25 protein-coding genes and 1 pseudogene are annotated in these 24029 nt (G+C 63.9%); 11 read left to right on the forward strand and 15 right to left on the reverse strand.

Annotation, left to right across the window (positions count from 1 at the left end; genetic code table 11):
- Positions 1–549, forward strand: a complete 549-nt coding sequence (locus ACZY0B_RS10055; protein WP_463763952.1) for a YceI family protein — start codon at positions 1–3, stop codon at positions 547–549.
- 23 nt (positions 550–572) lie between these two features.
- Here the strand turns inward: ACZY0B_RS10055 and ACZY0B_RS10060 are convergent, their stop codons facing one another.
- Positions 573–1685, reverse strand: coding sequence for a DUF7159 family protein (locus ACZY0B_RS10060; protein ID WP_463763953.1), 1113 nt, complete (start codon positions 1683–1685; stop codon positions 573–575).
- A 638-nt stretch (positions 1686–2323) separates the two neighbouring features.
- Between ACZY0B_RS10060 and ACZY0B_RS10065 the strand changes: the two genes are divergently transcribed.
- The 7 genes from ACZY0B_RS10065 to ACZY0B_RS10095 all read left to right on the forward strand — a co-directional run bounded on the left by ACZY0B_RS10065 (position 2324) and on the right by ACZY0B_RS10095 (position 7683).
- The gene (locus tag ACZY0B_RS10065; RefSeq protein WP_463763954.1) at positions 2324–3313 is read left to right on the forward strand and encodes an esterase family protein; all 990 of its coding nucleotides are present in this window, start codon (positions 2324–2326) and stop codon (positions 3311–3313) included.
- Between the two features lie 40 nt (positions 3314–3353).
- A complete protein-coding gene (locus tag ACZY0B_RS10070) occupies positions 3354–3926 on the forward strand; it encodes a chorismate mutase (protein WP_463764043.1) in 573 nt (190 codons plus the stop codon).
- Positions 3927–4058: 132 nt separating this feature from the next.
- The gene (rpfC, locus tag ACZY0B_RS10075) at positions 4059–4469 is read left to right on the forward strand and encodes a resuscitation-promoting factor RpfC (RefSeq protein ID WP_463763955.1); all 411 of its coding nucleotides are present in this window, start codon (positions 4059–4061) and stop codon (positions 4467–4469) included.
- 37 nt (positions 4470–4506) lie between these two features.
- Positions 4507–4980 (forward strand): SRPBCC family protein, encoded by a 474-nt coding sequence (locus ACZY0B_RS10080; RefSeq protein WP_463763956.1) that lies wholly within the window; start codon positions 4507–4509, stop codon positions 4978–4980.
- Positions 4981–4994: 14 nt separating this feature from the next.
- On the forward strand, positions 4995–5852 hold the full coding sequence (locus ACZY0B_RS10085; protein WP_463763957.1) for an SDR family oxidoreductase: 858 nt from the start codon (positions 4995–4997) through the stop codon (positions 5850–5852).
- A 12-nt stretch (positions 5853–5864) separates the two neighbouring features.
- On the forward strand, positions 5865–6278 hold the full coding sequence (locus ACZY0B_RS10090) for a lipoprotein LpqH (protein WP_463763958.1): 414 nt from the start codon (positions 5865–5867) through the stop codon (positions 6276–6278).
- An 82-nt stretch (positions 6279–6360) separates the two neighbouring features.
- A complete protein-coding gene (locus ACZY0B_RS10095; RefSeq protein ID WP_463763959.1) occupies positions 6361–7683 on the forward strand; it encodes a cytochrome P450 in 1323 nt (440 codons plus the stop codon).
- A 7-nt stretch (positions 7684–7690) separates the two neighbouring features.
- Here the strand turns inward: ACZY0B_RS10095 and ACZY0B_RS10100 are convergent, their stop codons facing one another.
- A complete protein-coding gene (locus tag ACZY0B_RS10100; RefSeq protein WP_463763960.1) occupies positions 7691–8608 on the reverse strand; it encodes a dienelactone hydrolase family protein in 918 nt (305 codons plus the stop codon).
- An 81-nt stretch (positions 8609–8689) separates the two neighbouring features.
- Here ACZY0B_RS10100 and ACZY0B_RS10105 point away from each other — a divergent pair, with 81 nt between their 5' ends.
- Positions 8690–9133 carry a limonene-1,2-epoxide hydrolase family protein gene (locus tag ACZY0B_RS10105; RefSeq protein WP_463764044.1) on the forward strand — a complete coding sequence of 148 codons (444 nt, stop codon included), beginning with the start codon at positions 8690–8692 and terminating at the stop codon, positions 9131–9133.
- A 970-nt stretch (positions 9134–10103) separates the two neighbouring features.
- Here the strand turns inward: ACZY0B_RS10105 and ACZY0B_RS10110 are convergent.
- Positions 10104–10358 (reverse strand): hypothetical protein, encoded by a 255-nt coding sequence (locus tag ACZY0B_RS10110; protein WP_463763961.1) that lies wholly within the window; start codon positions 10356–10358, stop codon positions 10104–10106.
- Between the two features lie 496 nt (positions 10359–10854).
- On the opposite strand from ACZY0B_RS10110, the gene ACZY0B_RS10115 reads away from it, so the two are divergent.
- Complete coding sequence (locus ACZY0B_RS10115) at positions 10855–11028, forward strand: 5'-phosphate oxidase (RefSeq protein ID WP_463763962.1); 174 nt, start codon at positions 10855–10857, stop codon at positions 11026–11028.
- A gap of 1453 nt (positions 11029–12481) precedes the next feature.
- A complete protein-coding gene (locus tag ACZY0B_RS10120) occupies positions 12482–12676 on the forward strand; it encodes a hypothetical protein (protein ID WP_463763963.1) in 195 nt (64 codons plus the stop codon).
- A gap of 41 nt (positions 12677–12717) precedes the next feature.
- On the opposite strand, the gene ACZY0B_RS10125 is transcribed toward ACZY0B_RS10120, so the two are convergent.
- The 12 genes and pseudogenes from ACZY0B_RS10125 to bfr all read right to left on the reverse strand — a co-directional run bounded on the left by ACZY0B_RS10125 (position 12718) and on the right by bfr (position 23793).
- Positions 12718–12843 carry a hypothetical protein gene (locus ACZY0B_RS10125; protein WP_463763964.1) on the reverse strand — a complete coding sequence of 42 codons (126 nt, stop codon included), beginning with the start codon at positions 12841–12843 and terminating at the stop codon, positions 12718–12720.
- A 10-nt stretch (positions 12844–12853) separates the two neighbouring features.
- Positions 12854–13288 carry an SRPBCC family protein gene (locus ACZY0B_RS10130; protein WP_463763965.1) on the reverse strand — a complete coding sequence of 145 codons (435 nt, stop codon included), beginning with the start codon at positions 13286–13288 and terminating at the stop codon, positions 12854–12856.
- Positions 13288–14121, reverse strand: a complete 834-nt coding sequence (locus ACZY0B_RS10135; RefSeq protein ID WP_463763966.1) for a lysophospholipid acyltransferase family protein — start codon at positions 14119–14121, stop codon at positions 13288–13290. Before ACZY0B_RS10135 ends, ACZY0B_RS10130 begins: the two co-directional genes overlap by 1 nt.
- A gap of 64 nt (positions 14122–14185) precedes the next feature.
- Positions 14186–14602 (reverse strand): ArsI/CadI family heavy metal resistance metalloenzyme, encoded by a 417-nt coding sequence (locus tag ACZY0B_RS10140; protein WP_463763967.1) that lies wholly within the window; start codon positions 14600–14602, stop codon positions 14186–14188.
- Positions 14603–14621: 19 nt separating this feature from the next.
- Positions 14622–16102 (reverse strand): annotated as a pseudogene (gene arsB, locus ACZY0B_RS10145) (ACR3 family arsenite efflux transporter).
- Positions 16103–16119: 17 nt separating this feature from the next.
- Positions 16120–16482, reverse strand: a complete 363-nt coding sequence (locus tag ACZY0B_RS10150) for an ArsR/SmtB family transcription factor (protein ID WP_463763968.1) — start codon at positions 16480–16482, stop codon at positions 16120–16122.
- 48 nt (positions 16483–16530) lie between these two features.
- Entirely contained in the window at positions 16531–18009 is a 1479-nt protein-coding gene (locus tag ACZY0B_RS10155) for a multicopper oxidase domain-containing protein (RefSeq protein ID WP_463763969.1), read from the reverse strand.
- A gap of 68 nt (positions 18010–18077) precedes the next feature.
- Positions 18078–19214, reverse strand: a complete 1137-nt coding sequence (locus ACZY0B_RS10160) for an amidohydrolase family protein (RefSeq protein ID WP_463763970.1) — start codon at positions 19212–19214, stop codon at positions 18078–18080.
- Entirely contained in the window at positions 19202–20554 is a 1353-nt protein-coding gene (locus tag ACZY0B_RS10165; protein ID WP_463763971.1) for a type I glutamate--ammonia ligase, read from the reverse strand. The genes ACZY0B_RS10160 and ACZY0B_RS10165 overlap by 13 nt, the downstream gene beginning before the upstream one ends.
- Before the next feature lie 30 nt (positions 20555–20584).
- Positions 20585–21079 (reverse strand): carboxymuconolactone decarboxylase family protein, encoded by a 495-nt coding sequence (locus ACZY0B_RS10170; RefSeq protein ID WP_463763972.1) that lies wholly within the window; start codon positions 21077–21079, stop codon positions 20585–20587.
- A 42-nt stretch (positions 21080–21121) separates the two neighbouring features.
- Positions 21122–23215, reverse strand: a complete 2094-nt coding sequence (locus ACZY0B_RS10175) for an MDR family MFS transporter (protein WP_463763973.1) — start codon at positions 23213–23215, stop codon at positions 21122–21124.
- Positions 23216–23304: 89 nt separating this feature from the next.
- On the reverse strand, positions 23305–23793 hold the full coding sequence (bfr, locus tag ACZY0B_RS10180; RefSeq protein WP_463763974.1) for a bacterioferritin: 489 nt from the start codon (positions 23791–23793) through the stop codon (positions 23305–23307).
- Positions 23794–24029: the final 236 nt, after the last annotated feature.

Below are 24029 nucleotides of genomic sequence, written 5' to 3' on the forward strand. Positions count from 1 at the left end.
GTGACCGACTTGTGGACTTTGGACGCTGCCGACGGTGAACTGCTTCTTCGTACCGGCGTCAAGGGCCGTGCCGCGCGGATGGGCCATCGCCTCACGATCGAAATGACACGCTGGCAGGCGACGGTGCGGTGGGCGGGCGCCGATCCCGTTGCGGCCGAGCTTGTCGTCGAGACGGGTTCGTTCGAGGTGGTCAGCAGCCAGGGCGGCCTCAAGGGGCTCTCGGGCCCCGAGAAAGCCCTGGTGCGTTCGAACGCGCTCAGCTCGTTGGACGCCGGCCGATTCCCCGAAATCCGCTTCACCGCCGGCGTCATCGAGAAGGCCAAAAAGGGCTACCGGCTGACCGGCACGCTTGCGATCCGCGGCAAACAGTGCGACCACGTAATCGACTTGCACACAGAGGATCTCGGCGAATCCTGGAAAATGTCTGCCGAATCCACGGTCCGCCAGTCCAACTACGGCATCAAGCCGTACTCGCTGTTGATGGGCTCGGTACAGGTCGCCGACGACGTGACGTTGACTTTCACCGCGGTTCACGTCAAGGACGATTGAGCCGTCAGGCCGCCGCGTGCAGCTTACGGCTGTTCCGGTGCGCTCGGCGTGGTCGGATCGCCGGTGTCGCCCGGTATGTGTTCGAGCATCCGGGTCAAATAGGGCTGCGGGCCATTCGGGTCGGGCTGCTGCTCGGCGGGAGTACCTTGCTCCGGTGAGCCCGGTTTCGAAACCGGTTCAGCCTGCTGCGGCGCGAGTGGCACGGCCGCTGGCGGTGCACCCGGACGCGTGGCGGCTTCGGCGACTTCTGGCGTCGGTCCGTGCACCGAATGCTTCGCCGATGCGTGTCCCGTGTCGGGAGCGAGCTGAATACCCACGGCAACTGCGAGCGAAGAGACGAAGGTGACCGCGCCCGCGGCCAATGCGGTCACAGCCCCCGCGTAGGACAAGTGTCCGGGCCGCCGCGGAGGCGCGGCGGGCGCGGGTTCGCTGGTGTGGGCGACGAGTTGCTCGTCGGTGAACTCAGTGCTTCGAGCCGCCGCCAGTGCCGCGCCGCGCGCGACGGTCACCTGCGCCATGGTCTGCGCGAAAACCGGAACTGGCAGCGCTTTTTCGAGCTGCCACGAGAATCCATCGATGTCGCTGTCCGCGCCGACGACAACCACGCCACCCGGGCGCCACCCGCTGCGGTCGAACATTCCGGTCAGCCAGGATCGCAGCCCGTCGAAGCCGCCGCTGATGTGCTTGACGACCGTTTGGGTCTCGCCATCATGGGTGTCGACCATGACGACGGTCGCCCACTCGTGTTCGAGAACGCAGACCGCGGTCTGCTCGTACCCGATGATCGGAGCGATGGCCCGCGCCAGGGTCTCGACGGCCTCGAGCAGCCGAACCGGCACCACATTGTCGAGGCCGGCGTCGGTCAATGCCTCCAACAGCAGTGCGGCTTGGGCGGTCGCGTCGTCGTTCCACGTCACCCCGATGACGCGCAGATGATGGTCGCTTGCGTTGGCCTGCGCGTCCACCCGCAAGACCTCTTGTGCCACCTGTTCTGCGGTACTCACAGCGGGCACGCCGTGCTCGGCGTGCAGCGCCGACTCCTGGTGGTCCAGGATGGTGCCGTCTGCGCCGTGACCCTCAGCGAGGACCCACCCGAAGGTGGTCGGCGTCAGTGATAGCCCTAGTACCGTGTCCAAAGTTTGCACCTCAATCGTCCCGGACTCCGAGGCCCTTCGAACCATCGCGCACCATGAATTCCGCTGGTGCGGTGATTCGAGAGGGCCGGAACGGACCGGGCTAGCGTTCGGTCTCCATCGGCTTGCTCCGAGAGAGCCTACGCGGTCGTGGCGGGTTCGGCTGCACCGATATCAGATCCTGGGAAAACCTGGGCGCGGGCGCGGCCGATGACGGAATCGAACTAATTTTCGAGAGCGTCAACAGCTGCAGCCCCGGCTCGCCGAGGGTGGTCCGTCGCCGTACCAGGCGTCAACGTAGCTAACGCGTCGGCCGATTGGTCGTCGCCGTAGGGCGTGTCGAAATCGGCAGATCATCTTGATTAGACAGCATTTGTAGCCTTTGTTGTCGCATGCCACTCGCCTCGCGCCTCGTTTCAATCAAAGGCCGTCTACCTGCTGTTTTCCCGGATCGGAGTGCCAAATTGGGGTGCGGAACCGGGCGCGAGCTTTGCCGATCACTTATCGCACACGGTTCATTTTTGGCGGCCGCCGAAACAAAACCGAGATGACAACGCGTCCCAATCGACATTTGACCTATTCACACGGTAAATTCTGCGAGGGCACCACGCGACGACATGCAACCGACAAGGGGCACAGGTATGACAGACGTGAGCGAGAAGATCCGGGCCTGGGGGCGCCGGCTTTTGGTCGGTGCGGCAGCGGCTGTGGCCCTGCCGGGTCTGATCGGTCTTGCCGGCGGAGCGGCCACCGCGAGTGCATTCTCGCGACCTGGGCTGCCCGTCGAATACCTGCAGGTGCCGTCCGCGTCGATGGGCCGCAGTATCAAGATCCAATTCCAGAGCGGCGGAGACGGCTCTCCCGCGGTATACCTGCTCGACGGGTTACGGGCCCAGGACGACTACAACGGCTGGGACATCAACACTCCCGCGTTCGAGTGGTACTACAAGTCGGGCCTGTCGATCGTCATGCCCGTCGGTGGCCAGTCGAGCTTCTACACGGACTGGTACCGCCCGGCGTGCGGGAAGGCCGGCTGCTCGACCTACAAATGGGAGACGTTCCTGACCAGCGAGCTGCCCGGGTACCTGTCGTCGCAGAAGGGCGTCAAGGCGAACGGTAGCGCCGCGGTGGGTATCTCGATGGCGGGTGCATCGTCAATGAATCTGGCGATCTACCACCCTGCTCAGTTCGTCTACGCCGGTTCGCTGTCCGGCTACCTCAGCCCGTCCACCGGGCAGAGCTGGATAGGTCTGGCGATGGGCGATGCCGGCGGCTACAAGAAGGAAGACATGTGGGGGCCAGATAGCGACCCCGCATGGCAACGCAACGACCCCTTGGTCAACGTCGGCCAACTCGTCGCCAATAACACCCGGCTCTGGGTGTACTGCGGCAACGGGACTCCGAACGAACTGGGCGGTGCCAATTTGCCGGCTACGTTCCTCGAGAGCAACTTCATGATCGGCGTCAACAAGAAGTTCCAAGACGCCTATAACGCCGCGGGCGGCCACAACGCCGTGTTCAACTTCCCCAACTACGGAACCCACAGTTGGGAGTACTGGGGAGCCCAGCTCAACGCGATGAAGGGTGACCTGCAGAACACCTTGGGTGCTACCCCCGGCGGCGGCGGATAATCGCCTGAACCGCGGGACTTCGCTACTGCGCTTGACGACGATCGTCAGGCGCAGTAGCGCGTTAAGGGCCTTTCTTGCCGCGGTGCTGACCCTGACGGGCGCCACGCTGCCGACAACGCCCGCACGAGCCGACACCAGCACACTGACGGAGCTGGTCGATGCCGCCGCACGACGGCTGCAAATCGCCGAGCCGGTCGCCGCGTTCAAGTGGAATTCGCATGGGGCCATTGAGGATCCGGGCCGCGTGCAAGGAGAACTCGACAAGCTGAGTGCCGATGCCGCCGGTGAACACATCGACCCGACCTACGTCACCCGGGTGTTCGATGACCAGATCAACGCCACCGAAGCAATCGAGTACACCCGCTTCGCGGATTGGAAGCTCAACCCGTCGAACGCGCCTGCTGGTTCGCCCGACCTGTCGGCGTCACGGTCGGAGATCGACGTCCTCAACCAGACCATGATGAGTGAGATCGTGGCCCACTGGGACCTCCTGCACGCGCCGGCGTGCAGGCCGCAACTCGACGCCGCGCGGGCTGTCGTTATACGTGCTCACCAGCTCGACAGCCTCTATCAGCGGGCCTTATCGCTGGCGACGCAGTCTTATTGCGCTTAATTGACTAGTTGCAGCGTGTCGTCGCGGGCGGGTGACGTGCCGATTTCATTGCCATAGAAATGCCATAAAAATCTTATCTCGCGAATCAATCAAATCGGTAACGCTTTCTACACACATGCCGAATTGCTTGACATGAGAAACTTGGGGAAGCCTCTCGTCAAGTACGCCATCGTGGGCGGATTCATCGCAGCGACCCTGGGCCCGGCGACCGCCGAGGCCGGTGCGGCGCCGACCCCCAACTGGGACGCGATCGCGCAGTGCGAGTCCGGAGGCAACTGGCAAGCCAACACCGGAAACGGCGAATACGGCGGGCTGCAATTCAAGCCGGCCACCTGGGCCCAATACGGCGGTGTCGGCAATCCTGCCGCAGCCTCTCGTGAACAGCAAATCGCGGTTGCCAACCGGCTTTTCGCTGACCAGGGTGTGGAGCCCTGGCCGAAGTGCGGCACTCAGTCTGGCCTCCCGATCGGGTGGTACTCGCACCCCGCGCAGGGCATCAAGGAGCTCATCAACGGGCTGATCCAGGCCGCCGTCCCGCACTGATGATCAAACCGGTCGCGGCCTAGGTTCACGACCGAGCATGTGTTTGGATCGGGCCATGGAAGGTTCGGCAACAGTACATATGGCGGCACCTGCGGACAAGATCTGGAACGTGATTTCAGACGTCCGCAACACGGGAAAGTTCTCGCCGGAGGTCTTTGAAGCCGAGTGGTTGGGTGATGCGACAGGCCCGGCCCTCGGTGCTAAATTCCGCGGCCACGTCAAGAGAAACGAGATCGGACCGGTTTATTGGACGACCTGCGAAGTCACGGCATGCGAACCCGGCCGTGAATTCGGATTCGCGGTCGTTCTCAACGACAGACCGGTCAACAACTGGCACTATCGCTTGGCGCCGTCGGGCGCCGGCACGGACGTGACCGAGTCATTCCGGCTCAGCCCGGCACCGTGGCTCGGCCTCTACTGGTTGTTTGGCGGCTTTCTGCGTAAGCGCCGCAACGTCCGTGATATGACCAAGACGCTGAACCGCATCAAAGATGTGGTCGAGGCGGGCTGACAAGGAAGGCTTGTATGCCAGGCTCCGGAAACAGGGATGTCAAATCGGTCTTCATCACTGGCGCGGGCAGTGGCATGGGCCGGGAAGGGGTCAGGCTCTTCCACGCGAAGGGCTGGCGGGTCGCAGCCGTGGACCGCAACGCTGACGGTCTGGCGGCCCTCGTCCGGGAGCTTGGCGACGAGCGCCTGTGGACCCGCGCCGTCGACGTCACAGTCAAGGCGGACCTGGACGGCGCCCTGGCAGACTTTTGTGCCGACAATGCCGGCGGCGGGCTGGACATGATGTGGAACAACGCCGGGGTCGGCGAATCCGGCTGGTTCGAGGACGTGCCCTACGAGGCCACGATGCGTGTCGTCGAGGTGAATTACAAAGCCGTGCTGACCGGCGCCTACGGCGCACTGCCCTACCTCAAGAAAACTCCCGGCAGCCTGATGTTCTCGACGTCATCGTCGTCGGCGACCTATGGCATGCCGCGCATCGCGGTCTACTCGTCGACCAAGCATGCGGTCAAAGGACTGACCGAGGCACTCAGCGTGGAATGGCAGCGCCACGGCGTACGCGTCGCCGACGTGCTGCCCGGTCTGATCGACACCGCCATCCTGACCACGACGCCGAACCACTCCGCCGATGGCGGCGCGCCAATGACCGCTGACGAGCTGCGCGCCACCGCGCCCAAGAAGGGGATGCTGCGGCTGATGCCGGCGGCCAGCGTGGCCGAAGCGGCATGGCAGGCCTACCACAACCCGAAGCGGCTGCATTGGTACGTACCGAAGAGCATTCGCATCATCGACCTGCTCAAGGGCCTGAGCCCGGAGTTCGTCCGAGGCCGCATCGCCAAATCGCTGCCCGGGTTGATGCCGAAGCAGCAGTAAAGGAGCCAAGTGATGCAGTACAGGTTGGTCGCGGTCGGGTTTGCCCTTGCCGCCAGTGTCGCGGGCTGCGCGGAGCCCCAGACGACGCCGCGTGCCGCCGCGCACCTGACGATCGGCGGCGCCACCCATGCGGCACGTCCGCCCGCGTGCAGCCAGTTGCAGTCCTACCGGACGATCGACATCCGTGACCGTGACGGCCAGGTCGAAGCGGTGGTGTTGTTCAGCGCATCTCGGGTCATCCCGCAGTGGGTGAAGATCCGCAACATCGACGGATTCACCGGCAGCTTCTGGCAAGGCGGGGTGGGTGAAGGGCACGTCGACGTCACCAATAATGCGTACACGATCTCCGGCAGCGCCTACGGCATCAACAACAGCAATCCCAACAAAGTCATCACCACGGACTTCAAGATCACCGCGGAGTGCTGAAACTGCCGTTGAGCGACGGGCATTCTGGGCCGCACCGGGCATACGCTTTGCGAAGACCACCCGACTGTCCGAGGGAGGCGCTGTGAAGGATCGGTTTCACTGGCTTGCGATGCACGGGTTCATCCGGGGCGTCGCGGCGATCGGGCTCCGGCGCGGTGACATGCAGGCCAGGCTGATCGCCGACCCGACGGTGGCCGCCGACCCGGTGCCGTTCTGCGACGAACTGCATGCGCTGGGCCCGATGGTGAAGAGCCGCGTCGGCTATTTGGCGGTCGATCATGCCGTGATCCACAGCGTGCTGCGCTCCGACGACTTCCGGGTGCTGGTGCTGGGTTCGAATCTGCCGGGGCCGGTGCGATGGCTGGAGCGCCGCGCTCGCGACGACCTTCTGCATCCGCTGCGCGAACCCTCGCTGTTGGCCACCGAGCCGCCCGATCACACGCGCTACCGCAAGACGGTATCGGCAGTGTTCACGTCGCGGGCGGTCGCCGCGTTGCGTGATCGAGTGGAGGAAACCGCGGCCAACCTCCTCGAGGAGTTGGCCAACGAGCCCGGTGTCGTGGACATCGTCGGACGGTATTGCTCGCTACTTCCGGTCGCCATCATCAGCGACATCTTGGGTGTGCCCGAACAGGACCGGCCGCGCGTCCTGCAGTTCGGCGAACTTGCCGCTCCCAGTCTGGACATCGGATTGCCCTGGCGCCAGTACCGCACGGTGCAGCGAGGGATCGCCGGATACAACGCCTGGCTCGTCGATCACCTGCAGCAATTGCGTCACTCACCCGGTGACGATTTGATGAGTCAGCTTATTCAGACCGCCGAAAGTGGCTCTGCCGAAACATATCTCAACGAAGCCGAACTCACCGCGATTGCCGCGCTGGTATTGGCCGCAGGGTTTGAAACCACGGTGAACCTGTTAGGCAACGGGATTCGGATGCTGCTCGATACCCCCGAGCACCTCGACACATTGCGCGAGCGTCCGGAGTTATGGCCCAACGCTGTTGAAGAGATCCTGCGGTTGGACTCGCCGGTGCAGCTCACTGCGCGCAAGGCGATCAATGACGTCGAGCTGGCCGGCAGGCAGGTCAAAAGCGGAGACGTGGTGCTGCTCTACCTGGCCGCCGCCAACCGGGATCCGTCGATATTCCCCGATCCGCATCGCTTCGACATCGAACGCCCCAATGCGGGAAGGCATCTCGCGTTCTCCGGGGGGCGGCACTTCTGCCTGGGCGCTGCGCTCGCCCGAGCCGAGGGCGAGGTCGGGCTGCGGGCCTTCTTCGACCGCTTCCCCGACGTTCGGTCGGCCGGTGCCGGGACCAGGCGGGACACCCGGGTGCTGCGGGGCTGGTCGAGCTTGCCGGTAGCGCTCGGGCGGGCGCGAGCGATGGCCCCGGTCGACGCCTAAGGGTCGATCATTGGTGGGCGAGGTAGCGGCTCAGCCAGTCCAACAGGCGTTGCCAGGCATCGGCCGCGGCCACGGTGTTGTAGCGGGGGCCGGTGTCGTTGAAGAAGGCATGGTCGGCGTTGGGTTCGACCACCAGGTCGTTGACCAGTCCGTACCGGTCCAGAGCGGTCTTGGCCGTCGCTTGCGAGCCGGTAACCCTGGTGTCCAGGGCGCCATAGATACCCAGCACCGCTGCCTTGGAACCGGCGAAGTCGGGATTGGGCGGCAACGGCCCGTAGAACGGGACAGCGGCCGAGACTCCCAACGCGCCGGCCCCCAACAGTTGCCACACCAGTCCCCCGCCGAAGCAGAAACCGACCACACCAACCTTCTGCCCCGGTGCGCGGAGCTTCAATTCCGCGACGCCGGAGTTCATGTCGTGGGTGAACTGCTCCGGCGCGATAGTGCTGAGCGCCGCGGTGGCCTGCGCCGGATCCGGGAACGCAGCGGTTCCGCCCTGCTCGGAGAGCAGGTCTATGGCGAGGGCCGAATACCCGGCTCCGGCCAGTCGGCCGGCGACCGACCGTACCCAGTCGGTGAGTCCTTTGTTCTCGTGGGTGACCAGCACGCCGCCCTTGGGATCGGCCGCCTGCGCCAGCGCCCCTTGCAGCTGACCCGATGACCCACCCCACGAGATCGACGATGTGGGTAGTGCGTTCGCCATACCGGGCGGTTGGGCTGGGCCAGTTGATGTTTCGGGGGCCGACGTGGGTCGGGGCGCTTCGGACTGTTCTTGTGCGACCGAGCAGGCGGCCAGCAGCGCGGTCGCGGTCGCGGTGCCCAGTCCGAGCAGGGATAGCCGCCGCACGGCTTCGCGCCTGGTCAGCAGGCCGTCGACGTGGTCGGTGGCGATCTCGTCGGCGATGTAGCGCTGCAGCGGGTTCATCTTGGCGAGTATCCGCCTGGGGCGCGGCGGTTGACACCGGTGTGGTGAGCGAGTTTATTTGCCGCTATGACAGAAGTTTCTATGATCGCGGTCGAGGATGTCGTACTAGGGCTGTGGCGGGCGCTCTCTCGGCGGGACTGGGACGCGGTCCGGTCGTTCCTCGACGAGGACTGCCTCTACGTCGACATGCCGGTCCCCGCGTTGGCGGCGCGTGGTCCCGACGACACCGTGAAGCGACTCAAGATGGGACTCGAGCCGCTCGCGGGCTACGAGAACCACGACGGTGTGCTGTTGACCAACGGCGCCGACGTGATGTACGAGCACTCCGAAACCTGGACGTTCACCTCGGGTGAACAGGGCGTGCTGAGATTCGTCACGGTACATAAAGTCGTCGATGGCAAGATCACGGTCTGGAAAGACTACTGGGACATGAACAGCCTGGTCAGCTTTGCTCCTCCGAATCACTTCGAGGCTCTGGCAGCTGCCGACACATCGTGGATTTTCGATGCTACGGGTCTGATCTAGGTCATCTTTCATTCACTCACGGATGCGTTCAGGGATGGTTGTTACCCGTGGGTATCATCTAGCGCGCTGCAGCAGATCTCGGTTATGATCTGCACCGGCCGAATCGGGTCTGAATGCGGTGGTGGGCGCCTTCATGCCAGCTATTTGTTGTTTGGAGTCGGGAGCGGCCATTTTTCGTGCCTCCTGACGCCACGCCCGGCTCGCCTGAGCCGGGTGATACCCGGACGAACGGAGTGCGAATGTCGCGCCTAACCACCAAATTCAGTGTCGCTGTGGTCCTCGGCTTCACCGCCGTGACCGCGTCAGGATGTTCGCCGATCTTGTCGCTCTTCTCTTTTTGATGCCTTGACGCGTAGGCAACTTTCGGCGCTTCGGGGCTGATCTGAGACGTCGTTCTTCGCTGGTTGAGGTGCCCCGCGGTTAGGGCCATCAATGGTCAGCGAAAGCTCGAAAGCGGGCCTCGAAAGCGGGCTGAGTCCATGTGCGCGGCGGTGTGGCGTTTGTGGGTGGTATCTATAACGGCGATCCACTTCCGCCGCCGGAGCCATGGGCTCGGTGCGTATTCGTGTAAATGCAACAGTGGGCGCCTTGACGTCGGCTATTTGTTTTCTAGAGCCAGGTGCGGCCATTCTTTTCGCTCGCTAGTGCAATGCCCCAGTTTGGCTAGAGCTGGGTAATTCCTGGACGAATGGAGTGCAAATGTTGCGCATTACCAGCAAAGTTAGTGTCGTCTTGATCCTCGGCCTTACCGCCGTGACTGCTTCAGGATGCTAGCCGATTGTTCTATGTCCGATTCTTAGAACCGTGGCAAATACATTGTCTACCTTGATGTTTCGGCTACCAGCGGGCGTCGTGCGGGGGGATGGCGTCATCGACGATCGCACATCGCGCATGCCCTTGAGTAGCGGCCCGCAAAGCGACACGCGCAGATTACTTGTCGGTAAACCTGGCATGCCATGCAGTTCTCGGGTTAGTATCTGCACCGGGCCGAATCGGGTCTGAATGCGGTGGTGGGCGCCTTCAAGCCAGCTAATTTCTCTTCGGTGTCGGGAGCGGTCATCTTTTGTGCTCCTGACGCCATCGACCTGGCTCCAAATTGAGTCGGGCGCAAATCAGGACGAATGGAGCGCGTTATGTCGGGCATCACCAGCAAGATCACTGTCGCCGTAATCCTCGGGTTTACCGCCTTGTCGGCGACGGGATGTACGCCGGTCTTGTCGCTCATCACGGTAACGATGTAAGCCCGGGCGGCTCGTCGCACTGTGCGCCGGCACCCGCGGGCAGACGCCAATTGAGCTGTTTGCCCGTTCGGAGTCCCTGACCACGACCTGACGCCCTCGGGTAGGCATCATGTTCGTCCGCGCAGTGTGGGAGTTCACCAATGCTTCTGTGCAACGCAGAAGGCTGATTGCCTCTGGCGTCGGCGAGGCGTTTGGTGGGCTGAGGTCATGCGCAGGGCCGGCACGTTCATGGCGTGCCTTGCGCGGTGTTCGTCGTCTGTCCGGGCCGCGGGTACTTCGCGGCCCGGACATTGACGGTTGCGTGCTGCCCAGATAGAGGCCGGCGCGATGAGCCCTGCTCTAGTCTCAGGGGTAACCACACCGACGAGCGTCGCCGGCTCGGCGCTTCCCGAGCGGCTTCATTGCCGGAAAAACAGGATCAATGGCCAAGGCGTGGCATCTGCGACGCTTTGATCGCATCGCGACGGGGAGGGCGACCTGATGCCGCGTTTCGAGACAGAAATGGAAGTCTGCCCCCATTGCCGCCGGGCAGCCGAGGCCAAGATCGAGTACATCCGCGACCGCGGCGGCAATGTGGTCCGGCGCGTGGTGCGGGATATCAACTGCCGATACGCCGACTGCCCGGGTAGCGAAGTACCCCCGCACTGGGGCTAGCCAACGTTGCACATCGCGAAGCCGGTGCGGTAACCGCTTGCGCCGTGCACCGCCATCATCTCGGAGTGGGCCATGCCCCGACGGGAAATCCCGCGGTCGCGGACACGGACGGGCGCCTGGCGTGTCACATTTTGTCCGCATCTATGTCACATCCGACGCGCATCCCCTTGTGCGGCAACTGATCTTGATTTACAGCCAATCGAGATCCCCTGTGCACCAACCACTTTCGTCGTCACATACCGGTGCTCCGATGGACAGGCCGGAACCGTACCGGTTGAATGGAAAGTTGAAAAAATCTTTCGGGAGTTTTCGCGAAAACCCTCGTGATCATGGGGTTTGGCGTCGTATTGTACGTGTGTCTCGGGCAACAGAACGGCTCTCTGGAAACAGATTGTCCCTTGGACGAACGGGGGTAACACCATGTCACGTCTCAGCAGTAAAATTGTCGTCGCCGTGATTCTCGGATTCACCGCGCTTACGGCATCGGGGTGCACGATCCCGCTCACTATCGACCCAGGTGGCTCTGGCCTAGTCTTTACGCCTTAAAAGGCACTCAGTAGTCGTGGGGTGAGTTCGCGATAATCCCTGTGAGGACAGGGGTTATCGCGGATCTCCGCTCTATGGCCAGGCCTTCGGTGCGTCTCCGTCGGGATGCATCTCGCGACTGGCCGCATTGCGGGGCAATGCTTTAGACGTGTCGGTCCCGCACGTCGTGGCGGTCGTCCGATCTGGACGGTCGAAAACCCATGTGCTGCAGGGTTGATTCGGTCCGCTCCCCCTGCGGAGTGTCACCGTGAGGTCGGCCGACCGTCGGCGTGCGGATGCGGAGCGCGCCGTGGGATCGCTCGCGCCACTGTTCCTCCGGCGTGCGCGCATGCAAAACGGCCGAGCTACCGCGGTTCCATTGTTGCTGTAGTGCAACAGCTCTCGGTTGACCGCGGTGACTGACGCGCCGCCGGGCGTACCTCAATGAGGGTGCGCCCAGAGCGGCGCGGTCAGCTTACTTGTGACCGGGATGCACCGGTCGGCTGCTATCAAGGTGAGCAGGTCAATGGGCTGCAATCGATAGTGAGAGGTACCGTGCACCCCGACGTTGTGGCAGCGCTAAAGGCGAGGATAAAGGCGACGATAATCTTGCTCGTGCGACGTGACATGGCAGTTCCCCCGTTCGTCTTTGAACGATCTGTTGCCAGAAATATGGACTTGTGAACGCCCGAGTACCCGAGATGGATGGAGTCTACGCCGTAATCCCACTGAACCAAAGGGTTTCGTCGTGTGGATGATTCTCGCGCGTGACCGCGTCGGCCCTGGGTAAAGCTGGAGTTCCCAGTAGGTCAACGAATTTCGCGTTCACCGATGCATTCGGTCCGTTGCGTCAAGAACAGCGCAAAACGTGAAAAGCTATTGCTTTGAAGCTAAGTCGTGCAGCACGCGAAGACGGACCGGGTAGTGCTTGCCCTTGACCTTCACCCAGCCGTGCCTGCTGACCCACGCGGTCGTACCGAGCGCGGTGGAAGTGCTGGGGCTGGATGATGCTGGACTCCTGGCCCAAGGCGATCAGCGCGCCCAGCTTGAGCACGGCGAGCTGCCGCTCGGACAGCTCGAACCGGTCGGCAAGCCGGGCAGCGACGGCCCCGGGAGCCCCTGATCGCCACGCTCGCGGCGCTGCAGCATGTCGACCACCTTCTTCTACTGCCACGGCATCGTAATGACGCAGAGCCGCGATGGTCTGTTGGCGGTCAGCACGGACGAGACGACCACCGCGGGGCGTCGCAGGTAGATCGGAAAGTAGGCCAGCGCCCCGCCCTGCGCCATGCCTCGGGTACTAGGACTCAGCGCGTTGCTTGAGCGACTTCAGTGTGTCGGACAGCGTGCGGCCCACCTGACGCACAGCAATCCGATCGGCAAGGTAGCCCAACAATCCGCCGGGCGCCTGATAAGACAGCCGGAACGTGACTTTCGTTTGGCCCCCTGCGGCATCGCGCAGCCGGATCCGGCCACGCAGCGCGACGCCCGTGATGCCCACCCAGGCGAGGTCGCGGCGCTCGTCGAATTCGACCACCTCGATCAGGCCACCAACCGGCACCGAGCCGATTTTCCAATGGACGGTATAGCGGGCACCGACGCCGGCAGCCTGGTCGTTCGCCGCTTCCCAACGCTCGAGGTTCGCCATGAACTGTGGGTAGCAGTCCGGGTCGCTGACGATTTTCCAGACGGACTCGCGGTCGGCCCGGATGACGCATCGGCGTTCGACGCGCATCAGCCGATCACCGGCAAGCGACGTTTGGCGGCAAGGCGGTCGACACCGGCTTGCAGGCTGGCGATTACTTTGTCGTGAACCGCTTCGTCGTCACCGTCGACGTCAATTGGTTCCTGCACCTCGATCGCGATCTTGGTGGGCAGCGGAATGTGGCCCGCCAGGTCGCCAATGTTCAAGCCCCAGGGCAATGCCAGCGATATCGGAATGCTCTTGAGCCGCAGTAACTTATCCGCCATCACTATCTTGGCCAGCCACTGCCCGCGGTTGAGGAACAACGCGCTCTCCTGGCCTCCGACGCTGGCGACCGGGACGATTGGCACGCCGGTCTCGCGAGCCAGCTTCACGTAACCCATCCGGCCGCCGAAGTCGACCTTGTGGCGCTCCCACGACGGCCGGAACACTTCGTAGTCGCCGCCGGGATAGACCAGCAGAGCTGCACCGGAATCCAGTGCGAGCCGGGCATTTTCAGGGTTGGCAGCGACGGTGCCGAATTTACGCAGCCAGCCAAGCGGCGGTGCCGAGACGACGAGGTTGTGGGCCAGCTGGTAAAACGGCCGCTCGACGCCGAAGTACGAGCAGAACGCAAGCGTGAATACGAAGGTGTCGGGGGGCACGTTGCCGCCGCTGTGGTTGCCGACCATCAGCACCGGTCCCTCGCCGGGGATTCGATCCAACCCTTGCACGTCCGCCCGGAAGTACAGCGACGCGAGCAACCAAGTGCCCGGCAGTTGATCGCGGATGTAGTCAGGGTCGCGCTGGTCGAAGTCGGCCTTGGGGACCCTGGACACGACCTGTCTGCGGGTCCAGTCAATGGCCTCCCCGACGAGCCCCATGTCCGTGTCCTGTCGCTAGCGTTTTCTCGGGTTCGACTACCCGGATTGCGCGGCTTTCACACGGCTATGTGGCGCAGCAAGTTTGGTCAGGGCGCTCGTCTTGGGGCCCGAACGTGTCGGAGTCGGCGAGAACGGTGTAAATCTCCCACCGTTCACCGCCGGGTCCGGTAATCCACACTTTGTCCTGTGTGGCGAAGCAGCAGGTGGTCCCGATCTCCTCTTCGGTGAACATGCCCTCACCCGCGAGCCGACCGACCTCCTGATGTACCACCTCGCTGGATTCGACCTCCACACCGAGATGGTTCATGGTTCCGCCATGCCCAGGGCTTTCCAGCAGCACGAGTTTGAGCGGGGGTTCGGCGATCGCGAAGTTGGCGTAGCCGGGTTTGACCTTCGCGGGCTGGGTGCCGAAGAGCGTGGAGTAAAACTTGATTGCCTCGTCGAGGTCGTCGACATTGAGGGCGAGTTGCACGCGGGACATGGCGATCTCCTATCTGCCGTTACATGTTCGTGGTGGATGTGGGCAAGAGCTCGGTGATCAGCGTCCGTACGCGGTCGGCGATCTCGTCGCGGATGTTGCGGACGGTTGTCAAGGGTTGGCCCGCGGGATCGGGCAACTTCCAGTCGCGGTAGGACACGCCAGGGAAATAAGGACAGGCATCGCCACAGCCCATGGTGATCACGACGTCGCTGGTCTGTACCGCGGCATTGGTCAGGACCTTGGGTGTGGCGCCGACGAGGTCGATACCGAGTTCTGCCATGGCGGCTACGGCTGCCGGGTTGATGTACTCGGCGGGTTCGGTTCCCGCGGAACGCACTTCGATGCGGTCTCCGGCCAGGTGGCTCAACAGGGCGGCGGCCATCTGCGAGCGGCCCGCGTTGTGAACGCAGACAAACAGGACGCTGGGCTTGTCGGCCATCAGTCGCCTTCGATTCCGAACAGCCGGGTGCGCAGCGCCAGCGATACGTAGACCAGTCCGATCAGCACAGGGACTTCGATCAGTGGTCCGACCACCCCGGCCAGGGCTTGCCCAGACGTGACACCGTAGGTGGCGATTGCCACGGCGATGGCCAGTTCAAAATTGTTCCCGGCGGCGGTGAACGCCAAGGTAGTCGTACGCGCGTAGCCGAGCCGCAACGCGAATCCCAGGGTATATCCGCCGGCCCACATGATCGCGAAGTACGCCAGTAGTGGCACCGCGATGCGGGCGACATCCCAGGGCCGCGAGGTGATTTGGTGGCCCTGAAGGGCGAAGAGGATGACGATGGTGAACAACAAGCCATACAGGGCCCACGGCCCGATACGAGGCAGGAAACGCGTCTCGTACCACTGGCGGCCCTTGGCCTTTTCGCCGAGACGGCGCGACAGGTATCCGGCCAGTAGCGGAACGCCGAGGAAGATGAGCACGGACTTGGCGATCTGCCATGGAGACACGTCAATGCCGCTTTGCGGCAGTCCCAGCCAGCCGGGCAACACGGCGAGATAGAACCAGCCCAGCGCGGCGAACATGACAACCTGAAACATCGAGTTCAACGCGACGAGCACGGCAGCGGCTTCGCGATCCCCGCACGCGAGGTCATTCCAGATGATGACCATGGCGATACAGCGGGCCAACCCGACGATGATCAGCCCGGTGCGGTACTGAGGCAGGTCGGCTAGTAGCAACCAGGCGAGAGCAAACATGAGCGCGGGCCCGACGAGCCAATTGAGCACTAGCGAGGATGCCATCAGCTTGCGGTCGGCGGTCACCTCGTCGAGCCGGTCGTATCGGACTTTCGCCAACACCGGATACATCATGACGAGCAGACCGACCGCGATCGGTAGTGAAATCCCTTGGATCTCAACAGTACTCAAATCCGATCCGAGACCAGGAACAAGCCTGCCCAGCAGCAGGCCGCCTGCCATCGCGACGCCGATCCAAAGCGGCAGAAACCGGTCCAACGTCGAGAGCCGGGCGGTTGCCGCGCCCGGAGTGGACAGCGATGCGTCGGTGTCGGTCACGGCTTGCTCCGCCCAGCGGCCGCCAGGGGCTGGCCGTCAAAACCCAGGACCGACGAAAGCTGCTGCAATGCCGAGGGGATGACCCAGTAATACACCCAGGTGCCGCGCCGCTCGCAGTCCAGCAGCCCGGCCGAGCGCAGCAACTTGAGGTGATGGGAAATCGTGGGTTGCGAGACATCGAAGGTCGCCGAGATTTCACATACGCAGGCTTCACCGCCCGGGTGGCTCGCGATCAGGCTCAACAGCCGCAGCCGTACCGGGTCGCCTAGCGCCTTGAACATCGCCGCCAGGTCCACTGCCTGCGACTCGCCCATGGCGGCCACGCCCAGCGCCGGACAACAGGAGGACTGATTCGACATTCTTCTATATAAGCATCTATCGAATCAAGGCGCAAGAGCGGGTTCGGCTCAGGTGCTGTTGAGTAGCAGCATCAGCCCATAGTCCATGTGGATCTGCTGATGGCAATGCAGCAGCGACAGCCCGGGCTGGTCGGCGACGAAGTCGATGTCCATGCTTTGGTAGCCGCCGAGCATCGCGACGTCCTTGTGTACACCGGCCGTCGGCGAACCGGCGAACTGCGTGATTTCGAAGGTATGCCGGTGCAAATGCATCGGATGCAGGTCGTCGGTGGCATTACGGAAGCGCAGCCGGTAGCGCATGCCGCGTTGCACGTCGAGCACGGGTTTGTTGGTGTCCATCGAGAATGAGGTGCCGTTGATGGTCCAGATGTTGAAACCGTTGTCGGCCGCGTTGCGTTTCTCGATCAGCATTTCGATGGTGTGGTCGGGTGGCGGAATCGGTGTGGGCGTGGCCGATGCGAAAAGCCGGTAGTCCCACAGGAATGGCGGGGGCGGTGTCCACTGCGGGTCGCCGCCGCGGCCATCGTATTCGACGACCACGCCCATGCCGTGGCCACGGTCATCGTCGGAGAGATCGCCCAGCACCCACACTCCTGGACTGGTCATGCTGATCAGCGCCGAGATCCGTTCGGCGGCACCGAGCCACAGGACCGGTACCGGTGCCGGATTCGCCACCGGATTGCCGTCCAGCGCTATCACATTGAAGGTATGGCCGGGCAGGGCCAAGCTGCGGGATTCGGTAGCGCTGCCGTTGAGGACGTGGAGCAGGATCCGCTGCCCAGCCTGGACGCGGATGGGTTCGCCGTGGCCTAGCTTGCGGCCGTTGACGGCGAAAGCACCGTAGCTGACCTCGTATCCGTGTGGATCACCACGCGCCAGCGACGCCCGCATGGCCGAATCGCCCTTCTCCTTGAGCTCGGGGTCCTGGGCGCCGGCCAGAAAATCGCTGGCCATGTCGCCCCCTCGGCTGAAAGTGGGCTCGAATTCCTTGAGCGTCAAGAAGATCTCTTGGTCGTATGCACCGGGGTTCTGTTTGGGTTCGATATAGACCGGGCCGACCAATCCGCTGTACTGGCCCCGGGAGAGGTCGGCGCGTGGAACTACGTGGGTGTGATAGAAGCGGAAGCCCGCCGGACCAGGCACGAACGTGATCCTCCGCATCCCGTGTGCGGGAATGTACGGTGTGCCCTCCTCGGCGGCGCCGTCGACGTCAACGCTCAGCTGTTGGCCGTGCCAGTGCAGTTGCTCTTCCGTGTCGGTGTCGTTGTAGATGTCCACCCAGGTCCGCTGCCCCTCTTTCAAGCGCAGCAGCGGTCCGGGGAACTGACCGTTATAGACCGTGGTGGAAACACTATGGTCTGGCGCCAATTCGACGGCCCCGGTGCCGATTCGCAGGGTGTAGTCAGGATTGCCGTTGGGCGGTGAGGGTGGTGCTGTCTGCGAGCAGCCGGCAACTGTACCGACGCCGGCTGTGCCGGCGGTGACTACCGCCAGCCCACCCCATTTGAGGAAATCACGTCGATCCACGACACGCCTTGTCTGGAGACCCACCTTCCGGCCATTCCCCGATGAGAACGATAGTCGTGTTTTCGGCCTCAGTCGCCGACGACATCGAGGCAATAGATGCGGGCGGAGTTCTGATGCGCAATGAGATCGACTACCCGGATCGCATCGGCCTCGCTCCAGTCTCCGTCGTCGACGAATCCACGGAGCACTCGGTGAATACCTTTGCGCCACAACGCGGCGCCCAAGTAGTGCAGTTCGACCGGCCCGAAGCCATCCGACGAATACAGGATCTTGCGGAAGGGCGCCATCTCCAGCAGTCTGGCGATGAACGCCGCTCCCCGGGCGCCCAGGTAGTTGATGCTCAATCCGCCGTCGAGATAGACGTTGTTGAAAGCCTGAGCCAGATAGCCGGCTTCGCGCTCGTAGGGATAGCAGTGCAGCAACACGATCGGGGTGTCGCCGGATTGACGCAGAAAGTCGAACAGAAACAGCGGATTGGCTTTGTGTAGATCGCAGTCGCGGTCGCCGAAGCCGACATGAAACTGCAGCGGCTTGCCGAGCCGCAAGGCCTGGTGCAGCCCGAAACGCAGCAGAGCTCGATCCTGCAGTCGGGTCCCGTCGCGTTCCCGCCACCGACCGGCGGCTTCGGCGACTTCCGACGCGGTCGGCTCGGTCAAGTCGCCGTCGAAACCGCCGCGGTAGGCCAGGATGGACTTGGTGCCGACGGCGTGGGCCGCACGCTCGTGCAGGATCTCTTCGAATGCGGACGCGTAATCGCCGGGCGCCTGTGCGGCCTGTTCGGCTACCTGTTCGAGGCGGACTACCTCGTGCGCACGGTTGCCCGATAGCGCGCTCAATTCGGCCACATTCGTTGTGCCGGAAACGATTCCGGTATCCACTAGCCAGTCGCTCACTTTGGCGGCCGGCAGGAACAGCCGGGCCAGCTCGCTCTCGCTGCATTCGCGGCGGCGCTCCCAATAGATCTGTGGATCAACGTGTTCAGGCAATCCCAGGACGGGGCCGCAGTGGGCGCGCACCGCGAAGCCGAGCTGTGAGTCGAAACCCGAATCCGCGAGCGGCTCGGTGTTGGCCTCGTTGAGGGCATTCTCGAACCCTTGCCGATCCCTCGGCTCTAACCAGCATCCGTGGACGTGTTGATCGATCAATGCCACTTCGCCGATGTGATGCGCGAGAGCCGATGGGGCCGCCACCGCTACAGGCTCCATGCCATCCGGAATTTGTCCGCCAGTTGCTCCGAGGTCAGGTCGCCATAGTGCGCATGCTCGAGGCGGCGGACGGCGACAACCATGTCGACCGCGGACTCGCCCAGGATGTTTCGCAGTAACGCCGAATTATCCAGCGCGGCAATCATGTCCACCTGAGATAGGGCAAGGTCCGTGATTCCGGCATGCTCGCGGTCGGAATCGGACAGCTTCGCCGGGTCTACCGTCGTTTCCGGCGGCAATGGGGCGTCACGTCGGATTCCGTCCAGCGCCAGCCCGAGGATCGCCGCCGAAGCGAGGTAAGGATTCGCCGACGGGTCGACGATCTTCACCTCGACATTGCCCCCGTATGCGCTGCCGGGCCCACCCTTGACGAATCGCACTGCGGCCTCCCGATTCTCGATGCCCCAGCAGGCATAAGCCCCCGCCCAATTGCCCGGCTGCATGCGTAAACCGGACACGATCGATCCGCACAGCACACCCTGAGCCTCCGGCAGCCCGCGAATCACCCCCGCTACCGCGCTCTCCCCCGCCGGCGTCATGCCGCCGGCGCCCCGGCCGCCGGAAAATAGCGGGCCTTCCGCCTTGGTCAGCGAGAAGTGCTGGTGTGCACCGGATCCGACGCTGCCGGCAAAGGGCGCCGGCGACAGGCTGATGCGCAAGCCATGGCGGCGGGCAGCGCGGCCGATGATGATCCGGGTCAGTATCAACTGGTCGGCCGCGGCCACCGGCGGCAGCGGCGACAACGAGATCTCGAACTGGTTGGCCCCGTACTCGGGATGCAACTGCTCGATCCCCACGCCGGAGGTGGCGGCCGCCGCGATGACATCACGGACGAACGCCTCATGCTCGAGCACACCGGCGAGGCCGTACTGCGCCCACAGCGTCGACGGGAGCCGGCCGCCCTCGGAATCGACCAGTACGAACTCGATCTCATGACCGACGGCCGCATCGATGCCGGCGGCACTGAGCGCGGCCTCGACCCGGCTCAGCGTTCCCCGGCTGCAGGTGGGAACCGGTGTGCCGTCCTGCTCGAAGAATCCGGCGGGCGCCCACGCCAACCCGTCGCCGACGAGCCGCGCCGCCGATAAGTCGATGCGCACGCGTTGATCGCCGATCACCCCGACGTCGTCGGTAAAGGCGATGCCGGTCTGGTCGATGGCGAACGCATGCCATGACGGGCTGGCACCGAGGCCCGGATCGGCGAAGGTGCTGGTGTGCCGGATCGGCACGGTTTTGGCTAGCGTGAGCCCGGCGGGGTTCACGACGGTACCGATGACGGTGTCGACGCCCTCGGCCTCCAGCTGGGCGACCGCCGCGGCCGCAAGCGGCGTTGCGGTCATCGCAGCCCTACCGGCGGATGCCGTTGACGACTATGCCCGGCTGGGCAGGGTCAGCATGCAGGTCTGGCCGATATCGAGGGTTCGCAGCATCCGGCCCATGCCGACCCATAACGCGCACGACATCGCGAGGTCGGCGAGCAGCTCCTCGGAGAAGTGCTCGTTGCACCGGCTCCAAAAGTCTTCGTCATCGCGCAGCTTCGTGTGCTCGGTGCCGAACCGGTGCGCGAACTCGGCGGCCAGCCGCTCCTGCTCGCTGAACCCCGGCCAGGTGCGCCACTCCAGCGCGTGCTCGTAAAGCTCTTCGTCGACGCCGGCGGCCGGTCCGTCCGCGTCGCGGGTGTTCATGCACACGGTGCATTCGTTGTCGTGGGCGATCACGGCGCGGGCGATTTCGCGCGTGCGCATCGGCAGCCGGTTCTTGGTGTAGACCGCCTGGCTGAAGTTGGCGATCGCACCGCCGAGGTCCGGGGACTTGGTGGCCCAGCTGTAGATATCGTCGTCGGCGAACGTTCCGATTCGGCTCATGGCGTGATGGTACGCCCGCACTCCGGTGTTCTGGAACACGTTCTAGGTTCTGCCGCCGGTGCCGGCCGGCAGCCGGGCGGTGGCGGGCGCGTTGTCAGGCCAATCACGTTGGGCCAGAACGCGGTGGGCGATGTGCTGCAGCGCGATTTCGACTTCGTGGCGGTCCGGACGGCCCTGGTAGCTGGGCGAACGGGATAGTTTGTCGACAATCCAGGCCAGCAGCAACGAGTAGACGTAGTCGACCTGCTGGCCTCCCGCCGCAGTCAGCCACATCTGATCGCCGTTGCGCTGCGCGTAGCCGCTGGAGATCAGGCGTCCGAAAGTGGGTTCCAGGACTTCGAATGGGATCCGCATGGACTCGCCGATGTCGCTGAGACGGGCCGTACCGTACATCTGCCCGAAGCGGTAGATCCGCATCACGCCCCATAGTCCGGCCACGTCGAGGCGACAGTCGGGCCGCATCGCGATGCTGCGCAACCGCACCCCCGGGTCGCCCCGCAGCATGCGCGCAATTGCGTTCTCCAGCAGCCTTTCCGGAGTGTCGGTGGTAGGCATCCCGAATCCGTCGCCGAGATCGACTGCGCTGTTGTGGATGTCGCGCAGTGGGATCTCACGCAGGAACAACGCGAGGACGAAGCCGAGCATCGCGACCGGCGCCGCCCAGAAAAACACCTCGCTCAGCGACTCCGAATAGGCCGCCACGATGGGGGCGGCCACGTTATGTGGCTGGTGATGCAGGGCCCCCGGTGAACTGACGGCTTCGGGCGACGCGCCGCTGGCCGCCAGGGCCGCACCCATCCGGCTCTTGAGGAAGTTGGAAAACAGCGAACCGAAAATCGCGGCGCCGAACGAACTGCCGATGGTGCGGAAGAACGTCACGCCCGAGGTGGCGACACCGAGATCCTCGAAATTCGAGGTGTTCTGCACGATGAGTACCAGCACCTGCATGGACAAACCGATGCCTGCGCCCAGGATGACGAGGTAAAGCGACTGCACGAGGGCCGAGGTCGACGGGGTCATCCGCGACATCAGCAGAAACGCCAGGGCCATCAGCGCGGTGCCGGTCACGGGAAAAATCTTGTACCGGCCGGTCTTGCCGACCAGAGTGCCGCTGCCGGTCGAGGTGATCAGCATCCCCACCACCATCGGCAGGGTGCGCAGTCCCGACGTCGTCGCGGAGACGCCGTTGACGTACTGCATGTAGGTGGGCAGAAAGGTCATGGCGCCCAACATCGCGAAACCGACGACGAACGACAACACACAGCACACCGTGAACACCGGGCTGGCAAACAGCCGAGTCGGCAGGATCGGTTGCGAGACATGGCTTTCGACCCAGACAAATGCGGCGAGCGCCGCCCCGGCGCCGACGAACAGACCGATGATCGTCGGCGAACCCCACGGGTAGAGGGTGCCGCCCCAGCTGGTCGCCAGCGTCAGGCCGGCGGCGCCCACACCGACCAACACGATTCCCGCGTAATCGATGACGGGCTTGGCGGACGAGGCCAGCGCCGGAATGGCTGCAGCGGCAACGAAGATCACCAGCACCGAGATCGGTACGTTCACCCAGAACGCCCACCGCCAGGTCAGGTAATCGGTGAAGTAGCCCCCCAACAACGGCCCGACGACCGTCGTGACACCGAAGACCGCGCCCAGGATGCCCTGGTAGCGGCCGCGCTCGCGCAGCGGGACAACCTCACCGATCAAAGCGCTGGCCGTGACGGTGATCCCGCCGCCGCCGATTCCCTGCAGGGCCCGCGATGCCACCAGCATGCCCATCGACTGGGCCAGCCCGCAGCACACCGACCCGATCACGAAGAACACGATGGCGGACTGAAATACGCGCTTGCGGCCGAACAGATCGCCGAGCTTTCCGGCCAGCGCGGTGACGATCGTCGACGCCAGCAGGTAACTCGTGACGACCCAGGATTGATGACCGGCGTCGCCCAGGTCGGCAACGATGGTCGGCAACGCGGTCGCGACGATGGTCTGGTCCAGCGCTGCGAGCAGCATCCCGAGCACGATCGCAACGAAGATCAGGTTTCGGCGTTGCGGGGTGATGAGCGCGCTGCCGGCTGCGGGATCCACCGCGGGATTGGCCTGGGTTGCTGCGGTGGATGCTGCTCTCGGGCTCGTCATGCCTGCCTTCCCGTCGGCGTTCGATGCTAACGGGTGCCCAGGGTCAACCCGCGGCAACCGCGCCGCGGGTTAGTTGCTGCGTGCCAGTACTACGCGATAGAGCCCGGCGGCCGGGAAACGCACTGCGCCAAGTAGAGCGGTTCGCCCAGCTTCTCCATCAGCTGGAGCTGGGTCTCGAGATAGTCGACGTGGTTTTCCTCGTCGGCGATGATCTTCTCCAGCAGGAACGCGCTCGTGCTGTCCTCTTTCGTGCGGCACATGATCACGCCGGGCTTGAGGCGGTTCAGAACCTCGTACTCGATTGCCAGGTCGGCCTCGAATTGCTCGCGCAGCGTCTGGCCGATGCGCAACGAGAAGAGGCGCTGGTAGTTCGGCAGGCCGTCCAGCAGCAAAATGCGGTCGGTGATGGCCTCGGCGTGACGCATCTCGTCGAAGGACTCCGCACGTGTGTGCTCGGCTATCTCGGTGAAGCCCCAGTTCTCCTGCATTTTGGAATGCAGAAAGTACTGGTTGATCGCGGTCAATTCGCTGGTCAGCTGCTCGTTGAGCAGACGCAAAACGTCCGGATCCCCTTGCATGATCACTCCTCCGGTGTCAGGGCTGTCATGTCGGAGCGCGGCAGGTGGGCTGGGCGGGAGCGCACCATGCCGGCCGTAGCAGCACTTTGCCACGCAAATTTCTAATCTTCCAGCAAGGTATGGCTGCGCTCACTAGCGAGAATGGCAGCACGGCGAGTAGTTAGGATCGTCTAACCTACTTAGGTTAGACTCCCTTAACGTGAGGCCTGTTCGGGTGACTGCTCGTGGATGGGACG

This window comes from Mycobacterium sp. IDUB_19, assembly GCF_055419445.1.

Coding starts and splice junctions, on each gene's coding strand:
- ACZY0B_RS10110 (WP_463763961.1), bottom strand. CDS start 10,358: ATGAGCGACAAGACCGGCGTACATCCCGTCGCCGACAAGGCGGTAAAC.
- ACZY0B_RS10125 (WP_463763964.1), bottom strand. CDS start 12,843: ATGGCGCAGGGCGGGGCGCTGGCCTACTTTCCGATCTACCTGCGACGC.
- ACZY0B_RS10100 (WP_463763960.1), bottom strand. CDS start 8,608: ATGAACCCGCTGCAGCGCTACATCGCCGACGAGATCGCCACCGACCAC.
- bfr (WP_463763974.1), bottom strand. CDS start 23,793: ATGCAAGGGGATCCGGACGTTTTGCGTCTGCTCAACGAGCAGCTGACC.
- ACZY0B_RS10085 (WP_463763957.1), top strand. CDS start 4,995: ATGCCAGGCTCCGGAAACAGGGATGTCAAATCGGTCTTCATCACTGGC.
- ACZY0B_RS10165 (WP_463763971.1), bottom strand. CDS start 20,554: ATGACCGCAACGCCGCTTGCGGCCGCGGCGGTCGCCCAGCTGGAGGCC.
- ACZY0B_RS10090 (WP_463763958.1), top strand. CDS start 5,865: ATGCAGTACAGGTTGGTCGCGGTCGGGTTTGCCCTTGCCGCCAGTGTC.
- rpfC (WP_463763955.1), top strand. CDS start 4,059: ATGAGAAACTTGGGGAAGCCTCTCGTCAAGTACGCCATCGTGGGCGGA.
- ACZY0B_RS10170 (WP_463763972.1), bottom strand. CDS start 21,079: ATGAGCCGAATCGGAACGTTCGCCGACGACGATATCTACAGCTGGGCC.
- ACZY0B_RS10080 (WP_463763956.1), top strand. CDS start 4,507: ATGTGTTTGGATCGGGCCATGGAAGGTTCGGCAACAGTACATATGGCG.
- ACZY0B_RS10150 (WP_463763968.1), bottom strand. CDS start 16,482: ATGTCGAATCAGTCCTCCTGTTGTCCGGCGCTGGGCGTGGCCGCCATG.
- ACZY0B_RS10175 (WP_463763973.1), bottom strand. CDS start 23,215: ATGACGAGCCCGAGAGCAGCATCCACCGCAGCAACCCAGGCCAATCCC.
- ACZY0B_RS10135 (WP_463763966.1), bottom strand. CDS start 14,121: ATGGGGCTCGTCGGGGAGGCCATTGACTGGACCCGCAGACAGGTCGTG.
- ACZY0B_RS10065 (WP_463763954.1), top strand. CDS start 2,324: ATGACAGACGTGAGCGAGAAGATCCGGGCCTGGGGGCGCCGGCTTTTG.
- ACZY0B_RS10130 (WP_463763965.1), bottom strand. CDS start 13,288: ATGCGCGTCGAACGCCGATGCGTCATCCGGGCCGACCGCGAGTCCGTC.
- ACZY0B_RS10140 (WP_463763967.1), bottom strand. CDS start 14,602: ATGTCCCGCGTGCAACTCGCCCTCAATGTCGACGACCTCGACGAGGCA.
- ACZY0B_RS10160 (WP_463763970.1), bottom strand. CDS start 19,214: ATGGAGCCTGTAGCGGTGGCGGCCCCATCGGCTCTCGCGCATCACATC.
- ACZY0B_RS10115 (WP_463763962.1), top strand. CDS start 10,855: ATGCCGCGTTTCGAGACAGAAATGGAAGTCTGCCCCCATTGCCGCCGG.
- ACZY0B_RS10105 (WP_463764044.1), top strand. CDS start 8,690: ATGATCGCGGTCGAGGATGTCGTACTAGGGCTGTGGCGGGCGCTCTCT.